Consider the following 19104-nt stretch of genomic DNA (forward strand, 5'->3'; position numbering starts at 1 on the left):
CACCAATGTTAGCAAGCACTGTCTGATGGTTGGAAAATCATTCATCGTTAATTCAACTTAGCATTTGTATGAACGAACTATCGGGGCTCCGCTCCGCCGGCCCGCCGCGCCAGGACTTGCGGCGAGACAGGAAACCTTGGCTTTGACCCAATCTGCATTTCTTGAACAGATCCGCATCCCGTCCCTTGGCCGGCGTGTCGTCCGTATCGCCGCTGTCGCGCTGGGCGCGGTCTCGCTGTCGGCCTGCGCCTATGGCGTGGGCGATTATGGCGGCTATGGCGGCGTTTCCGTGGGCGTGGGCAGCGGCGGCTATGCCGGTGGCTATGACCCTTATTGCGACGCCTATTCGGCTTGGGACGGCTTTTATGGCTGCGACGCCGGGCTGGGCTTTGGCCAGATCGGCTTTGGCGGCGGCTATTGGGACAATTTCTATTATCCCGGCTATGGCACCTGGATCTACGACCGCCCCGGCGGACGTCGCTTTGCGATGCAGAACCGGCACCGGCAGTATTGGGGTCAGCAGCGCTGGCAGTATCAGCAGCAGCGCCGCGGCGGCCGTCAGGAATTCCGCCAGGATCGGCGTGACGACCGCCGCGACTATCGTCGCGAGAACCGGCGCGAGACGCTCGATGATCGCCGCGACTGGCGCCAGGAACGCCGCAACAATGCCGGCGAGGTTCCCCGCACCCGGCAGGGCGAGCGCGAGCGCATGGGCGGCCTGACCCCCGAGGATCGCCAGCGTCGCATGGAACGCTGGGAGCAGCGCCAGCAGGATGCCATCGGCCAGCCCCGTCAGGGGCGCGAGGGACGTCGCAACTGGCAGGGCAATGGCGGAGCCGGCAATGTCCAGGGCATCGAGGGTCGCCAGGGTATGGAAGGTCGCCAGGGCAGGGGCGGCGAGGGCCGCCAGCGCCCGACAATGCGCCAGCCTTCTCCCCAGGCACAGCCCGGCGGCGCACCCCCGCGCGCCGAGCGTCCGCAGCGTCAGCAGCGGATCGACCGGTCGCCGGGATCTGCGCCGCGCACTGTCCCCGACATGTCGGGACTGCGGCCACAGGACACGCAGGAAAACTGATCGCCTGATCGGCTACTGACGCAGTCGCGCAGCCCGATCGGCCAGCGGCACAAGGGCCACCGAAACACCGGTGGCCCTTGTGACCCGCCCCAAATGCCCTATCATTGAGGGCATGGTACAATTTTCATTGCTCGACCAGTCGGTGCGCTTCGCCGATGTCCCTGCCGCCACCGCGCTTTCCGGCACGCTGGAGGCCGCGCGCCTGGCCGACCGGCTGGGCTATCACCGGCTGTGGGTGTCCGAGCATCACGCCAGCCGCTTCCTGTGCGGCAGCGCGCCGGAAATCCTGATCGCTGTGATGGGCGCGCATACCTCGCGGATCCGTCTGGGGTCGGGCGGGGTGATGCTGCCGCATTACAGCGCCTACAAGGTCGCCGAGCAGTTTGCAGTGCTGAGCAACCTCTATCCCGACCGGATCGATCTGGGCGTGGGCCGTGCGCCCGGTGGGGAGATGCGGGTCGCAGCGGCCCTGTCTGCGCCGCACCCGCCCTCGTTCCGCGATTTCCCCCAGCAGATGGCCGATCTGGTCGGCTACATGACCGGGGATCTTGCCGAGCCGCGGCTCAGCCCCGAACCGGAGGGGGAGGTTCCGGTTTGGATTCTCGGCACCAGCCCCGACAGCGCGGTGCTCGCAGCGCAACTGGGGCTGCCTTATGCGCTCGCCTTGTTCATCAACCCGCAGGCAACGCCGGGGCTGACCGAACTGTACCGCCACAATTTCCGCCCCAGCGCCATGCTCGACAAGCCTCATGTCATGCTCGCGACCACCGCCTTTGCCTGTGACGATGCCGATCAGGCCGATCTGCTGCGCAAGAATTATTTCCTCAACATCGCGCGGTTGCTTGGCGGCGGGCTTCAGCCTGCGGTGTCGCCCGAGGAAAGCCGCGATATGGGCTTTACCGAGCGCGAGGCGATGATCATCGGCGCGCAGGCGCGGATCGCTGCCTTCGGCACGCCCGATGTGGTGCGCGACAAGGTGGGGGCTTTGGTCGAGGCGTTCGGTGCGGACGAGGTGATGATCTCGTGCAATGCCTATCACCATGCCGACCGGATGCGCGCGATCGAGCTGTTCGCGCGCAGCTTCGAGATGGCAGAGGCGGCCTGACGATCATGGGCTTTCACACACCAGCCTTTTGCGTCGCCGAGACGCTACCCTTCATGGATGGCGAGGCGATCGTCATCGACAAGCCCGCGGGGCTTCCGGTCACCCAGCCGCGCAAGGGCGGGCGCAGTCTCGACGATTATCTCGTCCAGTTGCGCTTCGGCTTCCAGCGGTCGCCGACGGCTGTGCATCGGCTCGATCAGGACACGTCTGGCTGTCTGTTGCTGGCGCGCCACGCCAAGGCGGCCAAGCGCTTCGGAGCGGCGTTCGAGAGTGGCGCGGTGGAGAAGACCTATCTCGGGATCGTCGAGGGCGACCTCGATGACGACCTCGGCACGATCGACATCGCGCTGGGCAAGACCAGCACTGCCGAAGCTGGCTGGCGGATCGTGCCCGACGCCGCCGGCAAGCGCGCGGTGACGCACTGGAAGCGGATCGCGGCGACAGGAGGGCGGACGCTCGTCGAGTTCCGCCCCGAGACCGGACGCACCCACCAGATTCGCGTGCATGCGCTGCACGGGCTGGGCAAGCCGCTGCTCGGCGATCCGTTTTACGGCAAGAGCTATTCCTCGGGCCTGATGCTGCATGCAGCGGGGCTGGTGGTGCCGCGCGGGGACAAGCCGCCAGTGCTCGCCGCCGCACCGATGCCCAGGCGCTTCATCGATCTGGGATTTGGCTCCCAGCAAGACCAGAGCGTGGCCGAGGCGGCAGGCGATGAATGATTTCACCGTCCCCGATCACGCAATCGTCTCCGAACGGTTCATCACTGCCTCCGGCCCTGGCGGCCAGAACGTCAACAAGGTGGCAACAGCGGTCCAGCTGCACGTCAATATTTACGCTCTAGGTTTGCCACCTTTGGTTTATAACAGACTGAAATCATTGGCAGGTAGTAAGATCAACCAGGAAGGCGAGCTGGTCATCCTGGCGCGCAACCACCGCACGCAGGAGGCCAATCGCAAGTTGGCGCGCGAACGCGTGTCGGCGATGCTGGCAGAGGCCTATGATCTGCCCGCCACCCGCGCGCGGTCGCGGCTTAACCGCGTGGGCAAGACCGAGCGGCTGGCGGGCAAGAAGAACCGGTCGACGGTGAAGAAGAACCGGGGTCGCGTCGCCTTCGACTGACCTTTTATTGTGTGAAAGCTTTGGCATGTACGCGTTTGAAATTGATACAAATACTCCCAAACCCCAGCTGTATGACGACCTGCATTCCGCAGCATTTGCCTTGGTCGATGGCGAGCGTGACGGTGTCGCCAACATGGCCAATGTCGCTGCATTGCTGGGCCAGTTCCTGCCCGGGCTCAACTGGGCGGGCTTCTATCGCATGGTCGATGGCGGGCTGGTGCTGGGCCCTTTTGTGGGCAAGCCTGCCTGCATCCGCATCGCGCTGGGCAGCGGCGTCTGCGGCACCGCGGCAGCCAGCGGCGAAACCCAACTGGTCGACGACGTCCATGCCTTTCCCGGTCACATCGCCTGCGATGCTGCGAGCCAGTCCGAGCTGGTGGTGCCGGTGATCCATGAAGGGCAGGTAACGCATGTCATCGATCTCGACAGCCCGCATCCGGCGCGGTTCGATGCAGATGACCGCGCCGGGATCGAGCGGCTGGCAAAAACGCTCGCCGGACGCATCTGAACCCTTGCGTTAACCTGTTTGTGTGCGCTGCCCCATATTGAAACAGCCCGCGCCAGGGCACCCGGTTTTACATCGGTGCGATGGTGCAAACCCCCTGTAAATGCTAACAATCGCTTAACCAGGCTGAATGGGCGGGGGGCGGTTGCGTCCCTTTTCTGCGATGGCCTGCCCGATTGTCCGAGGGGAGTTAACCATGAAGAGCCGCGCTTTTGCTTCTGTGCGCCATGCTGCCGTTGCCGCCTGTATCGGTGGTGCAGTTTCGCTGGCCCTGCCTGTTCTGGCCGCCGATTCGCAGCTGTCGCGGCCGCTGCCGTCGAGGCTCGATTTCAAGGCAGGCAGTGCCCTCAAGCGTGGACCGGTGGGCATGCCATCCTATGGCGCGCGCATCCCGGTCGGCGCGCCTGCCTATGTCCGCCCGTTCCGTGGCTTCCTGCTGCCCCGCATCTGGATCGCGCCGACTTATTACATCTCCAACTGGCAGGGCTATGGCCTGGCCCGCCCGGCGCAGGGCTATGGCTGGTCGCGTTATTATGACGACGCCGTGCTGACCGATCGCAATGGCCGTGTGTATGACAGCGTGCAGGGCGTGAACTGGCAGGCGGCGCAGGCCGGGCAGGCAGTGGTCAGCCAGACCTATTCGCCCGATTACGATCCGTACAATTATGACGGCGATCTGCTGCTCGGCAACGATCAGGTGGTGCATGGCACGCATTGGGCACAAACCGCAGAAGACACGGCGCCGGGGGTCGATTACGACCCCGATGATATGGCGCCTCCGCCTCCGGTCGCGCAATATGACCGCGAGTACGACCCGGCCTTTCTCGAAGCCTGCCGCCGTGACAGCGGTCTGGGCGGCGCGGCGATCGGCGCGGCTGCGGGCGGTCTTGCGGGCAATCGCATCGCAGGGCGCGGCAACCGCACCGGCGGGACGCTGATCGGTGCGGGCGTCGGCGCGGTCGCTGGCATGGTGCTCGACAAGGCGGAGGACCGCGAGCGCTGCAAGCGGCTGCTCGCTCGCGAGGCGCAGGGCGGATACGGCGTCAGCTACGGCCAGCCTCCCATCGCCCCGCCGCCTGCCTTTGCCGGTGACTACGACCCCGCCTTTCTCGAAGCCTGCCGCCGTGACAGCGGTCTGGGCGGCGCGGCGATTGGCGCGGCTGTCGGCGGTCTTGCGGGCAACCGCGTCGCCGGACGCGGCAACCGCACCGGTGGCACGCTGATCGGCGCGGGCGTCGGTGCCGTCGCCGGAATGGTGATCGACAAGGCCGAGGACCGCGAACGCTGCAGGCGTCTGCTCGCCCAACAGGGGGCCGGCTATCCGCCGCCTCCGGGGCAGGGCGGCTATCCGCCCCCGCCGCCGGGATATTATTATTACTACCCGCCGCCGATCGTCACCACGGTGACGATCACGCCTGCTGCCTGCAATTGCACCGAAGAGGTGGTGGTGACCGAGACGGTTCCCGTTCGCCACCGCCCCAGGGTCTATCGCAGCAAGAACGTGAAAGTGCACGCCAGGTAGGCGGTTTCAGTCCTTGGAGCGGCTGACCGGCGAATCGACATAGCCGGTCAGTCCCAAGGGTTCATAGGGTCCGAGCACCAGCTGTTCGAACGTGCCCAGCCCCTGTTCGCCTTCGCTGGTGGTGACGCGGCAGAGGATTTGCACGTGCAGGTTTTCCATCGTCGGTGCCATCGGATCGATTGCGGAAAGATCGATGACATCGCGCTCTACCACCAAGGACCCGTGGTGGCGGCCATGACCCCATTTCGGACAGGTATAGCCCAGCCCGCGCATCTGGAACCGCTGCACCGGCTCGAAGGTCACGGCGAGTGGCCCGGTATCGGTCTGGATCGTCAGCGTCCCGCCTGCGGGCCAGCGGGTGCCGGGCTCGATCTGCGTCTCCAGCAGCGCCGAGGGCGTCTCATCGAACCCGTCATGCCCGGCGCCATCGGGTGCGACCACCGCGCGGGTGTTCCACGCCGATCCCGATCGGTGTGCGTTGAGGTGGAAGAACAGGCTGCGGCTGGGCAGGTTGATCGGGGTCCATTGCCAGAAGAATGCCGGTTGCGCGCTGCCGGAATGCGGCTGCGCATCAGGCGCGCCGATCGGGCGCACGCCCCAGCTGCGGTCGCGGGTTCCCGCGCAGCCTGGCGCCAGCTCGACCCGCTCGCCATCGATTTCGATCCAGCCGCTATAGTGCCCGTTCTGGGTCATGCGGGTGTAGTCCATGAAGGTGCGCGGACCGTTGCGGAAGGTGAAGCGCGGCTCTTCGATCGGGAAGGCGCGGCCGGTGAAGGTGATGTCGGCCCGGATGCCTTCACCGTCCACCAGGATGCGCAAGACCCTGAGCGGCTCGATCACCTCGATGCGGATCGGCCCTACGGCCATGTCCATCCGCTCCATGGCAAGCTCGCGCGAGGCGTGAAGAGCATGCTGCAACCCGTTGCTAATGAATGAAAAGCTCGCATCTGCGATATCGAGATGGGGGTAGACGCCAAAGGCCAGCGCGAAGAAGCCGGTGCCATCGGGGTTGTAGCCGTTGAAGAAATAGCGGTCGTAGAAATTGCGGTCGGTGCCTGCATAGGCGATCGGCTCTGCGGTCTGGTGGAGCGGGTAATCATCGCCTCGGGTCAGCATGTCGTGGTCTCCGTGTTGCGCTCCGCATGGCACAGCAGCGCGCCGATGCTGTCATGGTCCAGCGCGAGGCTGCACGCGCCGCGCGCCATCGACAGGAAGTTGGCATCGCCGCGGGCTGTGCGCTCGACAAAGGCGGCGCTGAACACCGCGGTCGACAGCCCCGACAGCGCGCCGATGCGGTAATCGTCCCAGATCGTGTTGCTGCTGCGCGGCACGCCGTGGCGGCTCATTTCGGCGCAATACAGATCGATCAGCTCGGCTTCGTGCGCGCGGCGCAGATCGGTGCCGATGCCGGTGCCCAGAAAATAGCCAAGGTCGCTGGTGCCGGCGCCGGTGACGCAGGTCTGCCAGTCGACCACCGCCAGAGGCTCTGCACCGCCGCGAATGTCAAACAGCATATTGTCGAGCCGGAAGTCGCCATGGATGAGGCAGCGGGTGCCGGGCTGCCAGCCGAACCAGTGCGGCGCAGCGTCGGCCAGCGCCTCGGAGATGGCGAGGTATTCGGGCTCGATCTGCCCCGCATAACGCTCGCGGAACACGGCCTGCGCGCCGGGATAGGCCTGGATGATCCAGTCGCGCGCTTGCGGATCGGGGAGCAGCCAGTCCTCGTCCAGCACGCTCAGATTGTCGGTTGACGCGTGCAGCGATGCCGCCTGACACACCGCCAGCCGGGCCTCGTCGAGCGTGCAGGACGCCAATTGGTCGCCAGCGCGCGCCGGGCCCAGATCCTCGAACAGCAGGATGAAATCGCATCCGGTCGGCTCGATCAGCGTGGCATAGACCTTGGGCACCCGCATCGCGACCAGGGGGGCGATGCGGGCATAGAAGTTGACCTCGCGCAGATAGAGCCGGAAATGCGCCGCAGTCGAGCGGCTGGTGGCGTCGCGCGAGGGCAGCTTGGCAGCGATCGAGGCCGGGGCGCCGGGGGCAGGGCGGTCATAGGCCAGCGCGATCCGTACGGTATCGCCCACCTGACCGGTGCCGATCGACGCGCAGGTGATGGCGGCAATCCGCGCGCCGCCCAGCACGCCCGCATTGTCGAGCTGCGCCTGCAGCCAGTCCGGCGTGATATCCTCCGCCCGCGTTGGAAACGCCTCCATGCTATTCCTCTCCGCCGGTTCTGACCCGGTCGATAGTTTAATCGTATGATTAAACCAGCGCGGAAGGATTGCAATCGCTCAGTTGGGCAGGGGGCAGATGCGCCGTGTCAGGCGAGTTCGCTGGCGAGCCGCGCCTGCATCTGCAGCACTGCGGGGCGCAAGGCGGTTTCCTCGACAAAGCCCAGCCGCTCGGCCTCGAGCGACTTTTCCAGCCGGACCAGCCGGTCGAGCAGGTGCTGGGTTTCTTGCACCAGCCGCTGGGCTTCCTGCGGCAGACGAGCGACCACGAAGGGATCGCTCGAGGTGCATTTGCCCAGCGAGCGGCTGCGGCTATGCAACTGGTGCAGCGAGAGTTCGCCTGCAAAATAGGCCTTCTGGTTGAGCAGCCAGGCGATCGAATGCATCAGCCGGGTGGTCACGCGCAGCGATTCGCACGACATATCGATGCGAATGTCGTCATGCCGGGTCAGCCCCTGGTCTTCTGGCGTCAGCTCGAAATAGGAACGCGCCTCGTCGGCCAGTACCATCGCCTCGACATAGAGCGACTCGACCAGTTTGACCGTGAAAGGGAATTTGTGGTTGGACATGCCTCATCCTTGCCAAAATCCCGTGGGGCTGCCCAGCCGGAACCTATGGTTAAGCCCGCAAACACCGCGCCTGTGTCAACGCGGAACAGTTGCGACTGCCCGGATGAAGACCCGCTTGCGGCGCGGCGATCAGGCGATGATGTCGGGGATCAGATAATCTTCGAGCATGGCGATCTGGTCGCGCAGCAGCAGCTTGCGCTTCTTCAGCCGGGCAAGCTGCAGCATATCGGTGGTGCCGCCATTGCTCAACGAGCCGATGGCATGATCGAGGTCGCGATGTTCGATGCGCAGCAAGGCCAGCTTCTGCCGGACTTCTTCCTCTGTCACGCGCGACGCCTTTCCAGACCTGGCCGGGCCGCATCGGGCACCGGATTATCCTGTGGGCAGACCACACGCCTGCCGATTGTCGCGGTTATGGAATGTTTCGCCGCATTGCAAGCGCACCTGTGCATAACACCACAGACAGCCCATAAATTTTATGTTTAGATCACGATCCCAAGATGAGAAGGCAACGAGTCGAAGGAGACATACATGCTGCAAGACAGTCATACGCAAGCTCTCATGGCCAAGCATGCCGGGATTGAACGGATGATCCACGACGAGGAACGCAGGCCGGCGCCCGATACCGCGCTGATTGCCAAGCTCAAGAAGCAGAAACTGCGCATCAAGGAAGAGATCAGCCTGCATTGATCAACTGATCTGATCTAGAGCGGACCGGGGCAGATCCCGGACGCCAAATCCAAGCCCGGCGCGTCTGACGAGGGGTCAGATCGCGCGCCGGGCGACGGGGAGTGGCGAAAATGCCCTCCGCCAGCTGGAGCAACGGCTCGCTGGACATGATTCCTTCCCATCAAGGGCAATTCACACCAGGGGCAGAATGCACGTGCGGGCGACTGCGGTCCGCGCGATGCAGGCGTGGCTGCGTATGGGGCAGCGCAGCGGCCATGGACAGCCAATCTGATGTGGTGTATCAATACAGCAACACACATCAAGGAAGGGGCGGATCATGAGTTCGGACCGCATGACAGTATTCGGCCTTTTCAGGACGCGCATGATGCTGGGTCTGGGGATCGCGCTTTGCGCCCTGCCTGTATCCGCGCAGTCCTATCGCCCCAGCTTCGATCCCAGCGCGCTGAAGCTGCCTGCCAGCAGCACGCCGAATGAGGTGCTGGTCCTCGGCACGCCGCACCTGTCGGGGCTTCCCGACAGCTTCACGCCCGACATGCTCGCGCCATTGCTCGACCGGCTCGCCGCATGGAGTCCAACGGCGATTGCGACCGAGGACCTTTCCGGCCTGCAGTGCGACAGTCTGCGCCGCTATCCTTCACGGTACGCAGAGACGGTAAAGACCTATTGCTTCGATCCCGCTCCAGCGGGGCAAGCCACCGGCCTCGACGTTCCAGCGGCCAATGCCGAGGCGGAACGCCTGCTCGCCGCGTGGCCGGCAACACCCGCCCCCGCGCAGCGTCGCAATCTGGCAGCAATATTCCTCGCTTCGGGCGAACGCGGGTCGGCGCTGGTGCAGTGGCTCAGGCTGCCAGCCGAGGAACGCCGAGCAGGAGACGGCCTGACCGACGCTCTTGTCACCACGCTGGAGACAGCCCGGACGCGGCGCAACGAGACCTATCTGGTCGCTGCCACGCTTGCCGCGCGGCTGGGGCTCGAGCGGCTGTGGAGCGTCGACGATCACTCTGCGGACTCGCCTGGACCGGTCATCCCAGAAGAGATCCAGGCAAATGAAGCGGCGATCACGAAGGCCTGGGACAACCCGGCAACCCGCGCGCGTCGGGCCGAAAGCGAGCAGCTGACCGCACGACTGGCGCAGCCCGATGGCCTGCTGAACCTCTACCGCGCCTATAACGCACCCGATGCGCCCATGCTCGTTTATCGATCGGATTTCGGGGCCGCACTGGTCGAGCCGTCGCCCCAGGGCTTTGGCAGGCAATATGTCGGTTATTGGGAAACGCGGAATTTGCGCATGGTGGCAAATATGCGCGACATCATCGGTCGCTATCCGGGAACGCGCCTGCTGACCATCGTCGGCGCATCGCACAAGGGCTATTACGAAGCGTATCTGAATCAAATGCACGACGTCCATCTGGCCGATGCCGGTGCGGTTCTTCGCTAGGGCTTAATCCGGAACCCATGCATCGCACTTTGGTGCGCGCGGGTTTTTATGCCACACCATTTTCCGCCTCGTCATTCTCCGCGACTTCACGCCCGATTTTTCGTGTATGGATCAGCGAGACGCGCGTGCCCGGCGCGGCATCCTCGACGGAGATTATCGCCCCCAGCTGCTTGGCGAGCGCCTGGATGATGCGGGTGCCGAGCCCGGCTTGGGTATCTTCGGCATCGGCGTCCATGCCGATGCCGTCGTCCGACACCGAAAGCGTCCAGTCGTCTGCGTCTGCGGTATAGCCGACAACGACATTGCCGATGCGTCCGTCCGGAAACGCATGCTTGAGCGCGTTGATCACCAGTTCGGTCACGACCAGACCCATGCTCACCGAAACGTCCCCGTCTATCAGAACCGGGTCGACCCGCGTCGTCAGCGTCAACCTCTTGCGGTCGTGAATCATCGAAGCGCCGATGCTGGTGCACAATTGCGTCAGATACGGCGAAAGTTCGACGGCTCCGCCATCGGACTGGGCGAGGTGGCGCTGCAGGGTCGCGATCGACATGACGCGCTGATGCGCATCGCTCAGATGGCCGCGTGCCTCTTCAGACTGCACCTTGCGGGCACTCTGCATCAGAATGCTTGCGATGATCTGCAGGCTGTTGGCCACCCGGTGCTGCATCTCGTGCAGGAGCGCCGCGTTGGTCTGGATCAGCTCCTTGTGGCGCTTGTCGTCCTTGCGTGTCTCGGTGACATCGATGACCGTGACCAGCATCCGCGAATTGTCGATGTCGCCATATTCAAGCAGCTGCGCCTTGATGACCACACAGCGTGTCGCGCCGGCGCTGGTCAGAATCTCCATCTCATAGGCTTCGATATCCGCCGCGCCTGACAGGGTCGCGTCGATCAGCGAGTGCAGCCGCGGCAAGTCCCAGTGGTGGTGGTCCAGATCATAGATGGTTTGTCCGGTAACGGTTGCAGGATCGATCCCGAACGCGGCGCAAAAGCTGTCGCTCGCGGCAACAATGGTCAGCTTGTCGTCGAGCAGCAGCAGAGGTGCATTGGACGCAAGCACGACCGCCAGCCCCAGCGAGCGGCCCAGATTGATCGGTGTTTGATCGGCAGCCATGTGGCACGCCCTTCCGGTTGCCCGGACCGCAAGACGCGGCCTTGTTGGCATCCCATTTTTTGAAGCAGATATGGATCGGCAAAAACCGAATACTGTCCCGATATCCGTCTGCTAGCATGCCGGTGGCATCCATCGCGCACGAATTCGTAACGGGTGGGGACGCAACCCCTCGCTGCCAAATCGGGGCCAACCCCCGATAGCCTAGCGCGCAACTGCGTGCTAGACCTCCGCCCATGTCGGAAGCCCAGATCAACGCCACCCTTGCCGCCCGCAACATCCTGACCCGTCTGCACGACGTTATGGCGGCACGATCCAATGCGCAGGCCAAGCTCAACCAGGTGGTGGACATCATCGGCGATTCGCTCAACAGCGAGGTGTGCTCGATCTATCTGCTGCGCGAAGGCGTGCTCGAGCTGTTCGCCACCCGCGGTCTCAACCAGGAGGCGGTCCATGTCACAAAGCTGGCCCTGGGGCAGGGGCTTACGGGCACGATCGCCAAGAATGTCGAGACGCTGAACCTTGCCGAGGCCACCGCGCACCCGGACTTTCAGTATCGCCCCGAAACCGGCGAGGAAAAGTTCCACAGCTTTGCCGGAGTTCCCATCGTCCGCATGGAGCGCGCGATCGGGGTGCTGTGCATCCAGCATGTCGAACCGCGCCGCTATCTCGAGGTCGAGATCGAGGCGATGCAGACGGTGGCGATGGTGCTGTCCGAGCTGATCGCCAATGCCGAGATGGTCGACGAACACGGCACCTTTGACGGGCAGGCCGAGCTCACCCATTCGCAACACGAGATCGGCTTTCCCCTGGTTGCGGGTCTTGCCAGCGGCAAGGCGGTATTCCACCAGCCGCGCATCACCATCGAGCATGTCGTGGCCGAGGACGTCGAGGCCGAGCGCCAGCGGGTCTATTCGGCCTTCATCAAGATGCGCGAGCAGATCGACAAGATGTCGAGCCAGGCCGAATTCGGCACCGGTGGCGAGCACGACGAGGTGCTCGAGACCTACAAGATGTTCGCTTATGACGAAGGCTGGTCGCGCAGGATCAACGAGGCGATCGACAGCGGCCTGACTGCGGAAGCCGCGATCGAGCGCGTCCAGCAGCGCACCCGGATGCGGATGCGCCAGATCGACGATCCGCTGCTCGCCGACCGGATGCACGATCTGGAGGACCTTTCCAACCGGCTGCTGCGCATCGTCTCGGGCCAGATCGGCACCGCAGCGCAGATGGGATTGCGCCAGGACACCATTCTGATCGCGCGCAATCTGGGCCCGGCCGAACTGCTCGAATACGACCGGCGGCGGCTCAAGGGGGTGATCCTTGAGGAAGGATCGCTCACCGCGCATGTCACGATCGTGGCGCGCGCAATGGGCATTCCGGTGATGGGGCGGATGCGCAACATCCGCCACCAGGTGCGCCAGGACGACCACCTGCTGATCGACACCAACGAGAATTCGGTGCTCATCCGCCCCGCGCCGCAGGTGATCGAGGCGTTCGAGCAGAAGTTCCTGCGCAGCCGCGAGAAGATGGCGGCCTATGCCGCGCTGCGCGATGTCGAGCCTGTGAGCAAGGACGGTACGCGAATCGGGGTGCTGATCAACGCAGGCCTGCGCGACGACATTGCGCATCTTTCGGTTTCGGGCGCCGATGGCGTCGGGCTGTTCCGGACAGAATTCCAGTTTCTCGTCTCCGCGACATTGCCGCAGCGCGAGCGGCAGCTGCGCCTGTACCGCGACGTTCTCGATGCGGCAGGCGAAAAGCCGGTGATCTTCCGCACGCTCGACATCGGCGGCGACAAGTCGCTGCCTTATCTGCGCGAGGACGGGCCGGGCGAGGAGAACCCCGCAATGGGCTGGCGCGCGCTGCGGCTGGCGCTGGAGCGCGACGGGCTGCTCAAGGTGCAGGCGCGCGCGCTGATCGAGGCGGCTGCAGGGCGCACGCTCAACGTCATGTTCCCGATGGTGGCAGAGCCTTGGGAGTTTGATGCCGCGCGGCAGGTATTTGAAGACCAGCTCGCGTTCCTGAAGGCGCGCAAGAAGATGTTGCCAGAGCGCATCCGCTACGGCGCGATGTTAGAGGTGCCTGCGCTTGCCGAAACGCTTGATATCCTTGGACCAAAGCTCGATTTCCTGTCGATCGGCACCAACGATCTCACCCAGTTCCTGCTGGCAGCTGACCGCGCTCACCCCAAATTGGCGCAGCGCTACGACTGGATCTCGGCCTCGATCCTGCGCTTCCTGCGCCGGGTGGTCCGCGACGTTGCACCCTATAACATCGACGTCACAGTATGCGGCGAAATGGGTGGGCGGCAGCTCGAGGCGCTAGCGCTGCTCGGCATCGGCATGCGGCGGCTGTCGATCACGCCCGCTGCCGTCGGCCCGATCAAGGCCATGGTGCGCTCGCTCGACATCGCGGCGGCCAGCGCCAAGATGGAAGAGCTGCTCAGCCATCCGCCTGCCGACATGCGCGGCGAACTGCTCGCCTGGGCGCAGGCACAAGGGGTCGAGCTGGCGTGACCCGCAAAGGTTTGCAATACTCCGTCAAGAGGCAGTTCAGTTACATCTGTTTGCATAGATAAGCCCGCTGGAATCGCCCAAAAACGTTGACTTTGGCGGCCATTCGTTGTTTCTGCTGGGCAGGGGCAATACTACAACCGGGTAAACCCGGGTCGGGAGCGCGCACGTGGCCAAGACGCCAGAGGAAGCACAAGGCGAACCATCAGCAGATGGTGCGGAGACGGGAAGTTTGTTCCCGCCCGCCCATGCCGGAGAACGTCTGCGCGACGCGCGTGTGGCACACAAGATGACGCTCGACGACGTCGCCTCGCGCACCCGCATTCCCGTTCGCCATCTTGAATCGATCGAGGCGGGCCAATTCGCCGGGCTGCCCGGACGCACTTATGCGATTGGCTTCGGCCGAGCCTATGCCCGCGCTGTCGATCTTCCCGAAGAAGAGATTGCACAGTCGATCCGCGAAGCTCTGGGCAGTTCGTCCGCCGGGCCGTCGCGTGAAGCGACCCAGTTCGATCTCGACGAGCCCAGCAAGGTTCCATCGGCGCGGATCGCGTGGCTGGCCGCTGCGGTGGGCGCGGTCATCCTGATTGCCGGGTTCGGCATCTGGCGGACTTATTTCTTCCCGGGCGCCAATGTCGAGGAGCTTGCGCAGGCAGCCGACGCCGAAGCAGGCAGCGTGCGCGCCCCTGCGGCCGGTGCTGCCGCCAATCGCAAGCCCGCCGCTGCCGCCGCCGCCGTCGATCCCAAGGCCGAAGTCGTGTTCACCGCGACCGAGGACAATATCTGGATCAAGTTCTACGATGGCGAAGGCAAGCAGCTTATGCAGAAGCAGATGGCGCTGGGTGAGCAGTACACCGTGCCCGCAGATGCCGTGGCCCCGCAGGTTTGGACCGGACGTCCCGACGCGTTCGAGATCACCGTGGGCGGTCGCACCGTGGCGCCGCTGGGCACATCGGAGGTTGCGGTCAAGGATGTTCCCGTAACCGCCACCGCGCTGCTGGCGCGTCCCGCAGAGCCTGCGCAGCAATCAACCGAGGCCAGCACCGGCACCGATCAGGCGGGATGAACCCCGCCACCGCTGGTCAACTCAGGTTCAGCGACGTCATGACATCAATTTTGTGATCGCCCGGCTTTGACGAAAGCGGTGGGCACCGTATAGGTTCGCCTGCGAACACTTTTTGAGCTGGAGCCTGACATGTCCACCCGCCGTTTTTCCCTGCTCTGCGCAAGCCCCCTCAGCCGGTCCGGTCGGCTGATCGCCGGCAGCCTGATCGCTGCGCTGATGGCATCGGCCAGCCCCGCAGCCGCGCAGGCAGCGTCGATCGAGCCGCGCGTCAAGAAGCTGGAGACCGAAATGCGCGCGGTGCAGCGCAAGGTTTTCCCGGGCGGATCGGACCGTTTCTTCGAGCCGGAAATTTCTGCGCCTGCGACCGCGCCCAGCACCACCGGCACCAGCGCCAGCGCGCCGATCACCGATCTGCTGCAGCGGGTCGACACGCTGGAAAACCAGATCACCCGGCTCACCGCGCAGACCGAGGAGAACGGATACAAGCTTGGCCAGCTAGAAAAGCGGCTGGCGCAGCTTGAGGACAAGGCCGCGCAGGCCGCGGCTGCGGCTGTCGCCCCGGTTGCCGGCACCACGGGCGGCATGGGGGCAGGAACCGGCGCAGCACCTGCGCGCGTCACGCCTGCCGCGCCGACGACCGCTGCGGGGGCTGCCGCCGCCGCACCCAGCGCAGAGCGCGTCGCTGCGGTCTCGCGGATCGAAAAGCCAGAGACCACGGATGCCGGCGAGGATGCCTATTTGTACGGCTATCGGCTGTGGGAGGCCAAGTTCCTTCCCGAGGCGCAGGCGCAGCTGCGCTTCGCTTTGGACAAGCACCCCAAGCACAAGCGCACCAGCTATACCCGCAACCTGCTGGGTCGCGCCTATCTCGACGACGGTAAGCCCAGCGCAGCAGCCAAGATGTTCGCCGAGAATTACGAGAAGGAGCCCAAGGGTGATCGCGCGCCCGAGAGCCTGTATTTCCTTGGGGAATCGTTGATCAAGCTCAACGAAAAGCCCAAGGCGTGCATCGCCTTTGCGGAACTTGCCGAGGTTTATCCCGATGTCGCCGCCGGGCGGCTGTCGGACCGGTTGGCCTCCGGGCGCCGCAATGCCGGATGCAAATAACGATCCCCTGACGCAGGTTGCAGGCGCGCTCGCGGCGCTGACCGGGGGGCGTGATGCCGCGCTGCTGCTGGCGGTGTCCGGTGGTCCCGACAGCATGGCCATGCTCGACATGGTCCGGCGCGGCTGGGCAGGCCCCGTATCAGCTGCCACGGTCGATCACCGACTTCGCCCCGAAAGCGCCGGCGAGGCCGCGATGGTGGCGGACTATTGCGCCAGCATCGCCGTGCCGCATGTCACGCTCTGCCCCGATGCGCCGATCACCGGCAACCTCCAGTCGGCGGCGCGGACCACCCGCTATCGTCTGTTGGCGCAAGCGGCGGCGCGGGCTGGCGCGGAGTTCATCGTGACAGCGCATCATGCCGACGATCAGCTCGAGACGATGCTGATGCGGCTGGCGCGGGGCAGCGGGGTCGACGGGCTGGCTGCGGTGCGCGCGAAAAACGGTCAGGTGATCCGCCCGATTCTCTGCCTGCGCAAGGCCGAACTGGAGCGATATTGCGCCGATCAGGCCATCCCGTTCGTGCGCGATCCCAGCAACGCCAGCCCGGATTTCGATCGGGTGCGGATGCGCGCTGCGCTGGGGCAGTTCGATGCCGTCGACCCCGTGCAGGCGGTGCGTTCGGCTGCGGCGCTCGCCGATGTGGCCGATGCGCTGCACTGGATGGTCGATTCCGAAGCCGCACAGGTGCTGCATACCGGGCCCGGCGGCGCATCGCTGATCCGGCACGATTATCCTGCAGCACTGCTCAGGCGGCTCGTCCAGCGTTGCCTCGAGGCGGTACAGCCGGGGATCGCGCCGCGCGGCGAGGCGCTGGGACGGCTGATCGATACGCTGAACGCAGGCGGGCAGGGGATGATCGGCGATGTGCTGTGTCGGGGCGGTGCCACCTGGCATTTTGCCCGGGCTCCTGCGCGGCGTGGAGCGGGCGGCGAGGGGATGGCGACCGAATAAAACTTTCCTACGCCAAATGGCAGGCGGATTATATTGTCATTCAGGATTAGTGGCCTATCTTGAACATAGTTTACGTCCGCAAAGGCTATGTGATGAACGACGATCAGGATCCCAACACCAACCAGAACGGCTGGATGAAGAACATGCTCATCTGGGCGGGTGTCATCATCGGCCTGCTGGTGGTCGTATCGCTCATCGATACCCGCGGCAGCGCGGATCGCGGAAGCTCGATCAGCTATTCCACCTTCCGCGACCGAGTGTCCGACGGCCAGGTCAAGAGCGTGACCATCTCGCCCGATCGTGTCACCGGCACCTATGTCAACGACGAGCAGTTCTCCGCAGTCCGCGTCGAGAACGACCCGTCGCTGATCCCGCTGCTGGAAGAAAAAGGCATTGATTACAGCGGCAAGGCTGAAGAGCAGCCTAGCTTGCTGATGTACATTCTGCTGCAGTCGCTGCCGTTCATTCTCATCATCACCATCGCCTTCTTCGTGCTCCGTCAGGTGCAGAAGGGCGGCGGGGCGAGCGGCGCGATGGGCTTTGGCAAGTCCAAGGCCAAGCTGCTCACGGAAAAGTCGGGCAAGGTGACCTTCCAGGACGTCGCCGGAATCGACGAAGCGCGCGAAGAGCTGCAGGAGATCGTGGAGTTCCTGCGTGATCCCAGCAAGTTTGCGCGACTCGGCGGCCAGATCCCCAAGGGCGCGCTGCTGGTCGGCTCGCCCGGTACCGGCAAGACGCTGCTCGCCCGTGCGATCGCAGGCGAAGCCGGCGTGCCGTTCTTCACCATCTCGGGCTCGGACTTCGTCGAAATGTTCGTCGGCGTCGGTGCCAGCCGCGTGCGCGACATGTTCGAGCAGGCCAAGAAGAATGCGCCGTGCATCGTCTTCATCGACGAAATCGATGCGGTTGGCCGTCATCGCGGTAGCGGTCTTGGCAACTCCAATGACGAACGCGAGCAGACGCTGAACCAGCTGCTGGTCGAAATGGACGGCTTCGAAGCCAATGAAGGCATCATCATCATCGCGGCGACCAACCGTCCCGATGTGCTCGACCCCGCGCTGCTGCGTCCAGGCCGCTTCGATCGCCAGGTCGTGGTGCCGGTCCCCGATATTGAGGGCCGCGAGAAGATCTTGCAGGTGCACATGAAGAAGGTGCCGCTGGCGCCCGACGTCAATGCGCGTACGATCGCGCGCGGCACGCCCGGTTTCTCGGGTGCAGACCTTGCCAACCTCGTCAACGAGGCCGCTCTGCTGGCTGCACGCCGTGGCAAGCGTCTGGTCGCGATGAGCGAGTTCGAGGCTGCCAAGGACAAGGTCATGATGGGCGCCGAGCGCAAGTCCATGGTCATGACCGAGGACGAGAAGCGGATGACCGCCTATCACGAGGCTGGCCATGCCATCGTCGCGGTTCACGAAGAGGCTTCGGATCCGATCCACAAGGCGACGATCATTCCGCGCGGCCGTGCGCTGGGCATGGTGATGCGTCTGCCCGAACGCGACGTGTACAGCTATCACCGCGACAAGATGTATGCGAACCTCGCCGTGTCGATGGGTGGCCGCGTCGCCGAGGAAGTGATCTTCGGCTATGACAAGGTGTCTTCCGGCGCCAGCGGCGACATCCAGTATGCGACCAAGCTGGCGCGCGACATGGTCACCAAATGGGGCCTGTCCGACGAGCTCGGCCCGCTGCAGTACGAAGAGCAGTCCGAAGGCTATCTGGGCTATGGCCAAAGCCAGCGGATGATGATGTCGGACGAGACCGCGCGCAAGATCGATGCGGAAATCCGCAAGATCGTCGATCAGGGCTATGACCGTGCCAAGCACGTGTTGTCAGAGCATGTCGACCAGCTGCATACGCTGGCCCAGGCACTGCTCGAGTTCGAGACGCTGAGTGGCGACGAGATCCAGGAGATCATCGCCACCGGCAAGCTCGATCGGCCTGATGGCAAGTCGATCAAGCCCGACGTCGCTCCCGGCATCGGTGCGGTCATCCCGCGCGCAGGCAAGCGCAAGGGTCCGTTCCACGATCCCAAGCCGCAGGGCGCCTGAGCCCACCGTTCATCCGTGATCGGCATTGCAATACTCGTTCCGGC

The 19104-nt window shown here is 64.6% G+C and carries 18 protein-coding genes; 13 read left to right on the forward strand and 5 right to left on the reverse strand.

Features of this window, described 5'->3' with window-relative positions:
• Positions 1 to 142 precede the first annotated feature (142 nt).
• From IP68_RS16650 to IP68_RS20675, 6 genes are all read left to right on the forward strand, one after another.
• Positions 143 to 1075: a hypothetical protein gene (locus tag IP68_RS16650; RefSeq protein WP_054136133.1), complete on the forward strand. Its 933-nt coding sequence runs from the start codon at positions 143 to 145 to the stop codon at positions 1073 to 1075.
• Positions 1076 to 1187: 112 nt separating this feature from the next.
• Positions 1188 to 2180, forward strand: a complete 993-nt coding sequence (locus tag IP68_RS16655) for an LLM class flavin-dependent oxidoreductase (RefSeq protein WP_082382445.1) — start codon at positions 1188 to 1190, stop codon at positions 2178 to 2180.
• 5 nt (positions 2181 to 2185) lie between these two features.
• A complete protein-coding gene (locus IP68_RS16660; RefSeq protein WP_054136135.1) occupies positions 2186 to 2899 on the forward strand; it encodes an RluA family pseudouridine synthase in 714 nt (237 codons plus the stop codon).
• Positions 2892 to 3299 carry an alternative ribosome rescue aminoacyl-tRNA hydrolase ArfB gene (arfB, locus tag IP68_RS16665; protein WP_054136136.1) on the forward strand — a complete coding sequence of 136 codons (408 nt, stop codon included), beginning with the start codon at positions 2892 to 2894 and terminating at the stop codon, positions 3297 to 3299. Before IP68_RS16660 ends, arfB begins: the two co-directional genes overlap by 8 nt.
• A 25-nt stretch (positions 3300 to 3324) precedes the next feature.
• The gene (locus IP68_RS16670; protein WP_054136137.1) at positions 3325 to 3807 is read left to right on the forward strand and encodes a GAF domain-containing protein; all 483 of its coding nucleotides are present in this window, start codon (positions 3325 to 3327) and stop codon (positions 3805 to 3807) included.
• Positions 3808 to 4000: 193 nt separating this feature from the next.
• On the forward strand, positions 4001 to 5326 hold the full coding sequence (locus tag IP68_RS20675; protein ID WP_054136138.1) for an RcnB family protein: 1326 nt from the start codon (positions 4001 to 4003) through the stop codon (positions 5324 to 5326).
• A 6-nt stretch (positions 5327 to 5332) separates the two neighbouring features.
• Here the strand turns inward: IP68_RS20675 and IP68_RS16680 are convergent, their stop codons facing one another.
• The 4 genes from IP68_RS16680 to IP68_RS16695 all read right to left on the reverse strand — a co-directional run bounded on the left by IP68_RS16680 (position 5333) and on the right by IP68_RS16695 (position 8456).
• Positions 5333 to 6442 (reverse strand): hypothetical protein, encoded by a 1110-nt coding sequence (locus tag IP68_RS16680; protein ID WP_054136139.1) that lies wholly within the window; start codon positions 6440 to 6442, stop codon positions 5333 to 5335.
• A complete protein-coding gene (locus IP68_RS16685; protein ID WP_054136140.1) occupies positions 6436 to 7542 on the reverse strand; it encodes a phosphotransferase in 1107 nt (368 codons plus the stop codon). Before IP68_RS16685 ends, IP68_RS16680 begins: the two co-directional genes overlap by 7 nt.
• Before the next feature lie 107 nt (positions 7543 to 7649).
• Complete coding sequence (locus IP68_RS16690; RefSeq protein WP_054136141.1) at positions 7650 to 8129, reverse strand: DUF1465 family protein; 480 nt, start codon at positions 8127 to 8129, stop codon at positions 7650 to 7652.
• A 129-nt stretch (positions 8130 to 8258) separates the two neighbouring features.
• On the reverse strand, positions 8259 to 8456 hold the full coding sequence (locus IP68_RS16695; protein ID WP_054136142.1) for a YdcH family protein: 198 nt from the start codon (positions 8454 to 8456) through the stop codon (positions 8259 to 8261).
• Positions 8457 to 8660: 204 nt separating this feature from the next.
• On the opposite strand from IP68_RS16695, the gene IP68_RS19855 reads away from it, so the two are divergent.
• Both IP68_RS19855 and IP68_RS16700 read left to right on the forward strand, forming a co-directional pair.
• Entirely contained in the window at positions 8661 to 8819 is a 159-nt protein-coding gene (locus IP68_RS19855) for a YdcH family protein (protein ID WP_082382447.1), read from the forward strand.
• Positions 8820 to 9135: 316 nt separating this feature from the next.
• Positions 9136 to 10257, forward strand: a complete 1122-nt coding sequence (locus IP68_RS16700) for a DUF5694 domain-containing protein (protein WP_082382448.1) — start codon at positions 9136 to 9138, stop codon at positions 10255 to 10257.
• 46 nt (positions 10258 to 10303) lie between these two features.
• Here the strand turns inward: IP68_RS16700 and IP68_RS16705 are convergent, their stop codons facing one another.
• On the reverse strand, positions 10304 to 11374 hold the full coding sequence (locus IP68_RS16705) for a sensor histidine kinase (RefSeq protein WP_054136144.1): 1071 nt from the start codon (positions 11372 to 11374) through the stop codon (positions 10304 to 10306).
• 233 nt (positions 11375 to 11607) lie between these two features.
• Between IP68_RS16705 and ptsP the strand changes: the two genes are divergently transcribed.
• From ptsP to ftsH, 5 genes are all read left to right on the forward strand, one after another.
• A complete protein-coding gene (gene ptsP / locus IP68_RS16710) occupies positions 11608 to 13890 on the forward strand; it encodes a phosphoenolpyruvate--protein phosphotransferase (RefSeq protein WP_054136145.1) in 2283 nt (760 codons plus the stop codon).
• Positions 13891 to 14056: 166 nt separating this feature from the next.
• Positions 14057 to 14953, forward strand: a complete 897-nt coding sequence (locus IP68_RS16715) for a helix-turn-helix domain-containing protein (RefSeq protein ID WP_150126194.1) — start codon at positions 14057 to 14059, stop codon at positions 14951 to 14953.
• 129 nt (positions 14954 to 15082) lie between these two features.
• Positions 15083 to 16060 carry a tol-pal system YbgF family protein gene (locus IP68_RS16720; protein WP_054136147.1) on the forward strand — a complete coding sequence of 326 codons (978 nt, stop codon included), beginning with the start codon at positions 15083 to 15085 and terminating at the stop codon, positions 16058 to 16060.
• Positions 16044 to 17012 (forward strand): tRNA lysidine(34) synthetase TilS, encoded by a 969-nt coding sequence (tilS, locus tag IP68_RS16725; protein WP_054136148.1) that lies wholly within the window; start codon positions 16044 to 16046, stop codon positions 17010 to 17012. Before IP68_RS16720 ends, tilS begins: the two co-directional genes overlap by 17 nt.
• Before the next feature lie 92 nt (positions 17013 to 17104).
• On the forward strand, positions 17105 to 19060 hold the full coding sequence (gene ftsH, locus IP68_RS16730; protein WP_054136149.1) for an ATP-dependent zinc metalloprotease FtsH: 1956 nt from the start codon (positions 17105 to 17107) through the stop codon (positions 19058 to 19060).
• Positions 19061 to 19104: the final 44 nt, after the last annotated feature.

It is taken from the genome of Blastomonas sp. AAP25 (assembly GCF_001295965.1).
GTDB lineage: Bacteria > Pseudomonadota > Alphaproteobacteria > Sphingomonadales > Sphingomonadaceae > Blastomonas > Blastomonas fulva.

Excerpts from the sequence above, each read along its gene's own strand:
- ptsP (WP_054136145.1), top strand. The coding sequence starts at position 11,608 with ATGTCGGAAGCCCAGATCAACGCCACCCTTGCCGCCCGCAACATCCTG.
- IP68_RS16700 (WP_082382448.1), top strand. The coding sequence starts at position 9,136 with ATGAGTTCGGACCGCATGACAGTATTCGGCCTTTTCAGGACGCGCATG.
- IP68_RS16705 (WP_054136144.1), bottom strand. The coding sequence starts at position 11,374 with ATGGCTGCCGATCAAACACCGATCAATCTGGGCCGCTCGCTGGGGCTG.
- IP68_RS16720 (WP_054136147.1), top strand. The coding sequence starts at position 15,083 with ATGTCCACCCGCCGTTTTTCCCTGCTCTGCGCAAGCCCCCTCAGCCGG.
- IP68_RS16690 (WP_054136141.1), bottom strand. The coding sequence starts at position 8,129 with ATGTCCAACCACAAATTCCCTTTCACGGTCAAACTGGTCGAGTCGCTC.
- arfB (WP_054136136.1), top strand. The coding sequence starts at position 2,892 with ATGAATGATTTCACCGTCCCCGATCACGCAATCGTCTCCGAACGGTTC.
- IP68_RS16670 (WP_054136137.1), top strand. The coding sequence starts at position 3,325 with ATGTACGCGTTTGAAATTGATACAAATACTCCCAAACCCCAGCTGTAT.
- IP68_RS16680 (WP_054136139.1), bottom strand. The coding sequence starts at position 6,442 with ATGCTGACCCGAGGCGATGATTACCCGCTCCACCAGACCGCAGAGCCG.
- IP68_RS16685 (WP_054136140.1), bottom strand. The coding sequence starts at position 7,542 with ATGGAGGCGTTTCCAACGCGGGCGGAGGATATCACGCCGGACTGGCTG.
- IP68_RS16660 (WP_054136135.1), top strand. The coding sequence starts at position 2,186 with ATGGGCTTTCACACACCAGCCTTTTGCGTCGCCGAGACGCTACCCTTC.
- tilS (WP_054136148.1), top strand. The coding sequence starts at position 16,044 with ATGCCGGATGCAAATAACGATCCCCTGACGCAGGTTGCAGGCGCGCTC.
- ftsH (WP_054136149.1), top strand. The coding sequence starts at position 17,105 with ATGAACGACGATCAGGATCCCAACACCAACCAGAACGGCTGGATGAAG.
- IP68_RS20675 (WP_054136138.1), top strand. The coding sequence starts at position 4,001 with ATGAAGAGCCGCGCTTTTGCTTCTGTGCGCCATGCTGCCGTTGCCGCC.
- IP68_RS16655 (WP_082382445.1), top strand. The coding sequence starts at position 1,188 with ATGGTACAATTTTCATTGCTCGACCAGTCGGTGCGCTTCGCCGATGTC.
- IP68_RS19855 (WP_082382447.1), top strand. The coding sequence starts at position 8,661 with ATGCTGCAAGACAGTCATACGCAAGCTCTCATGGCCAAGCATGCCGGG.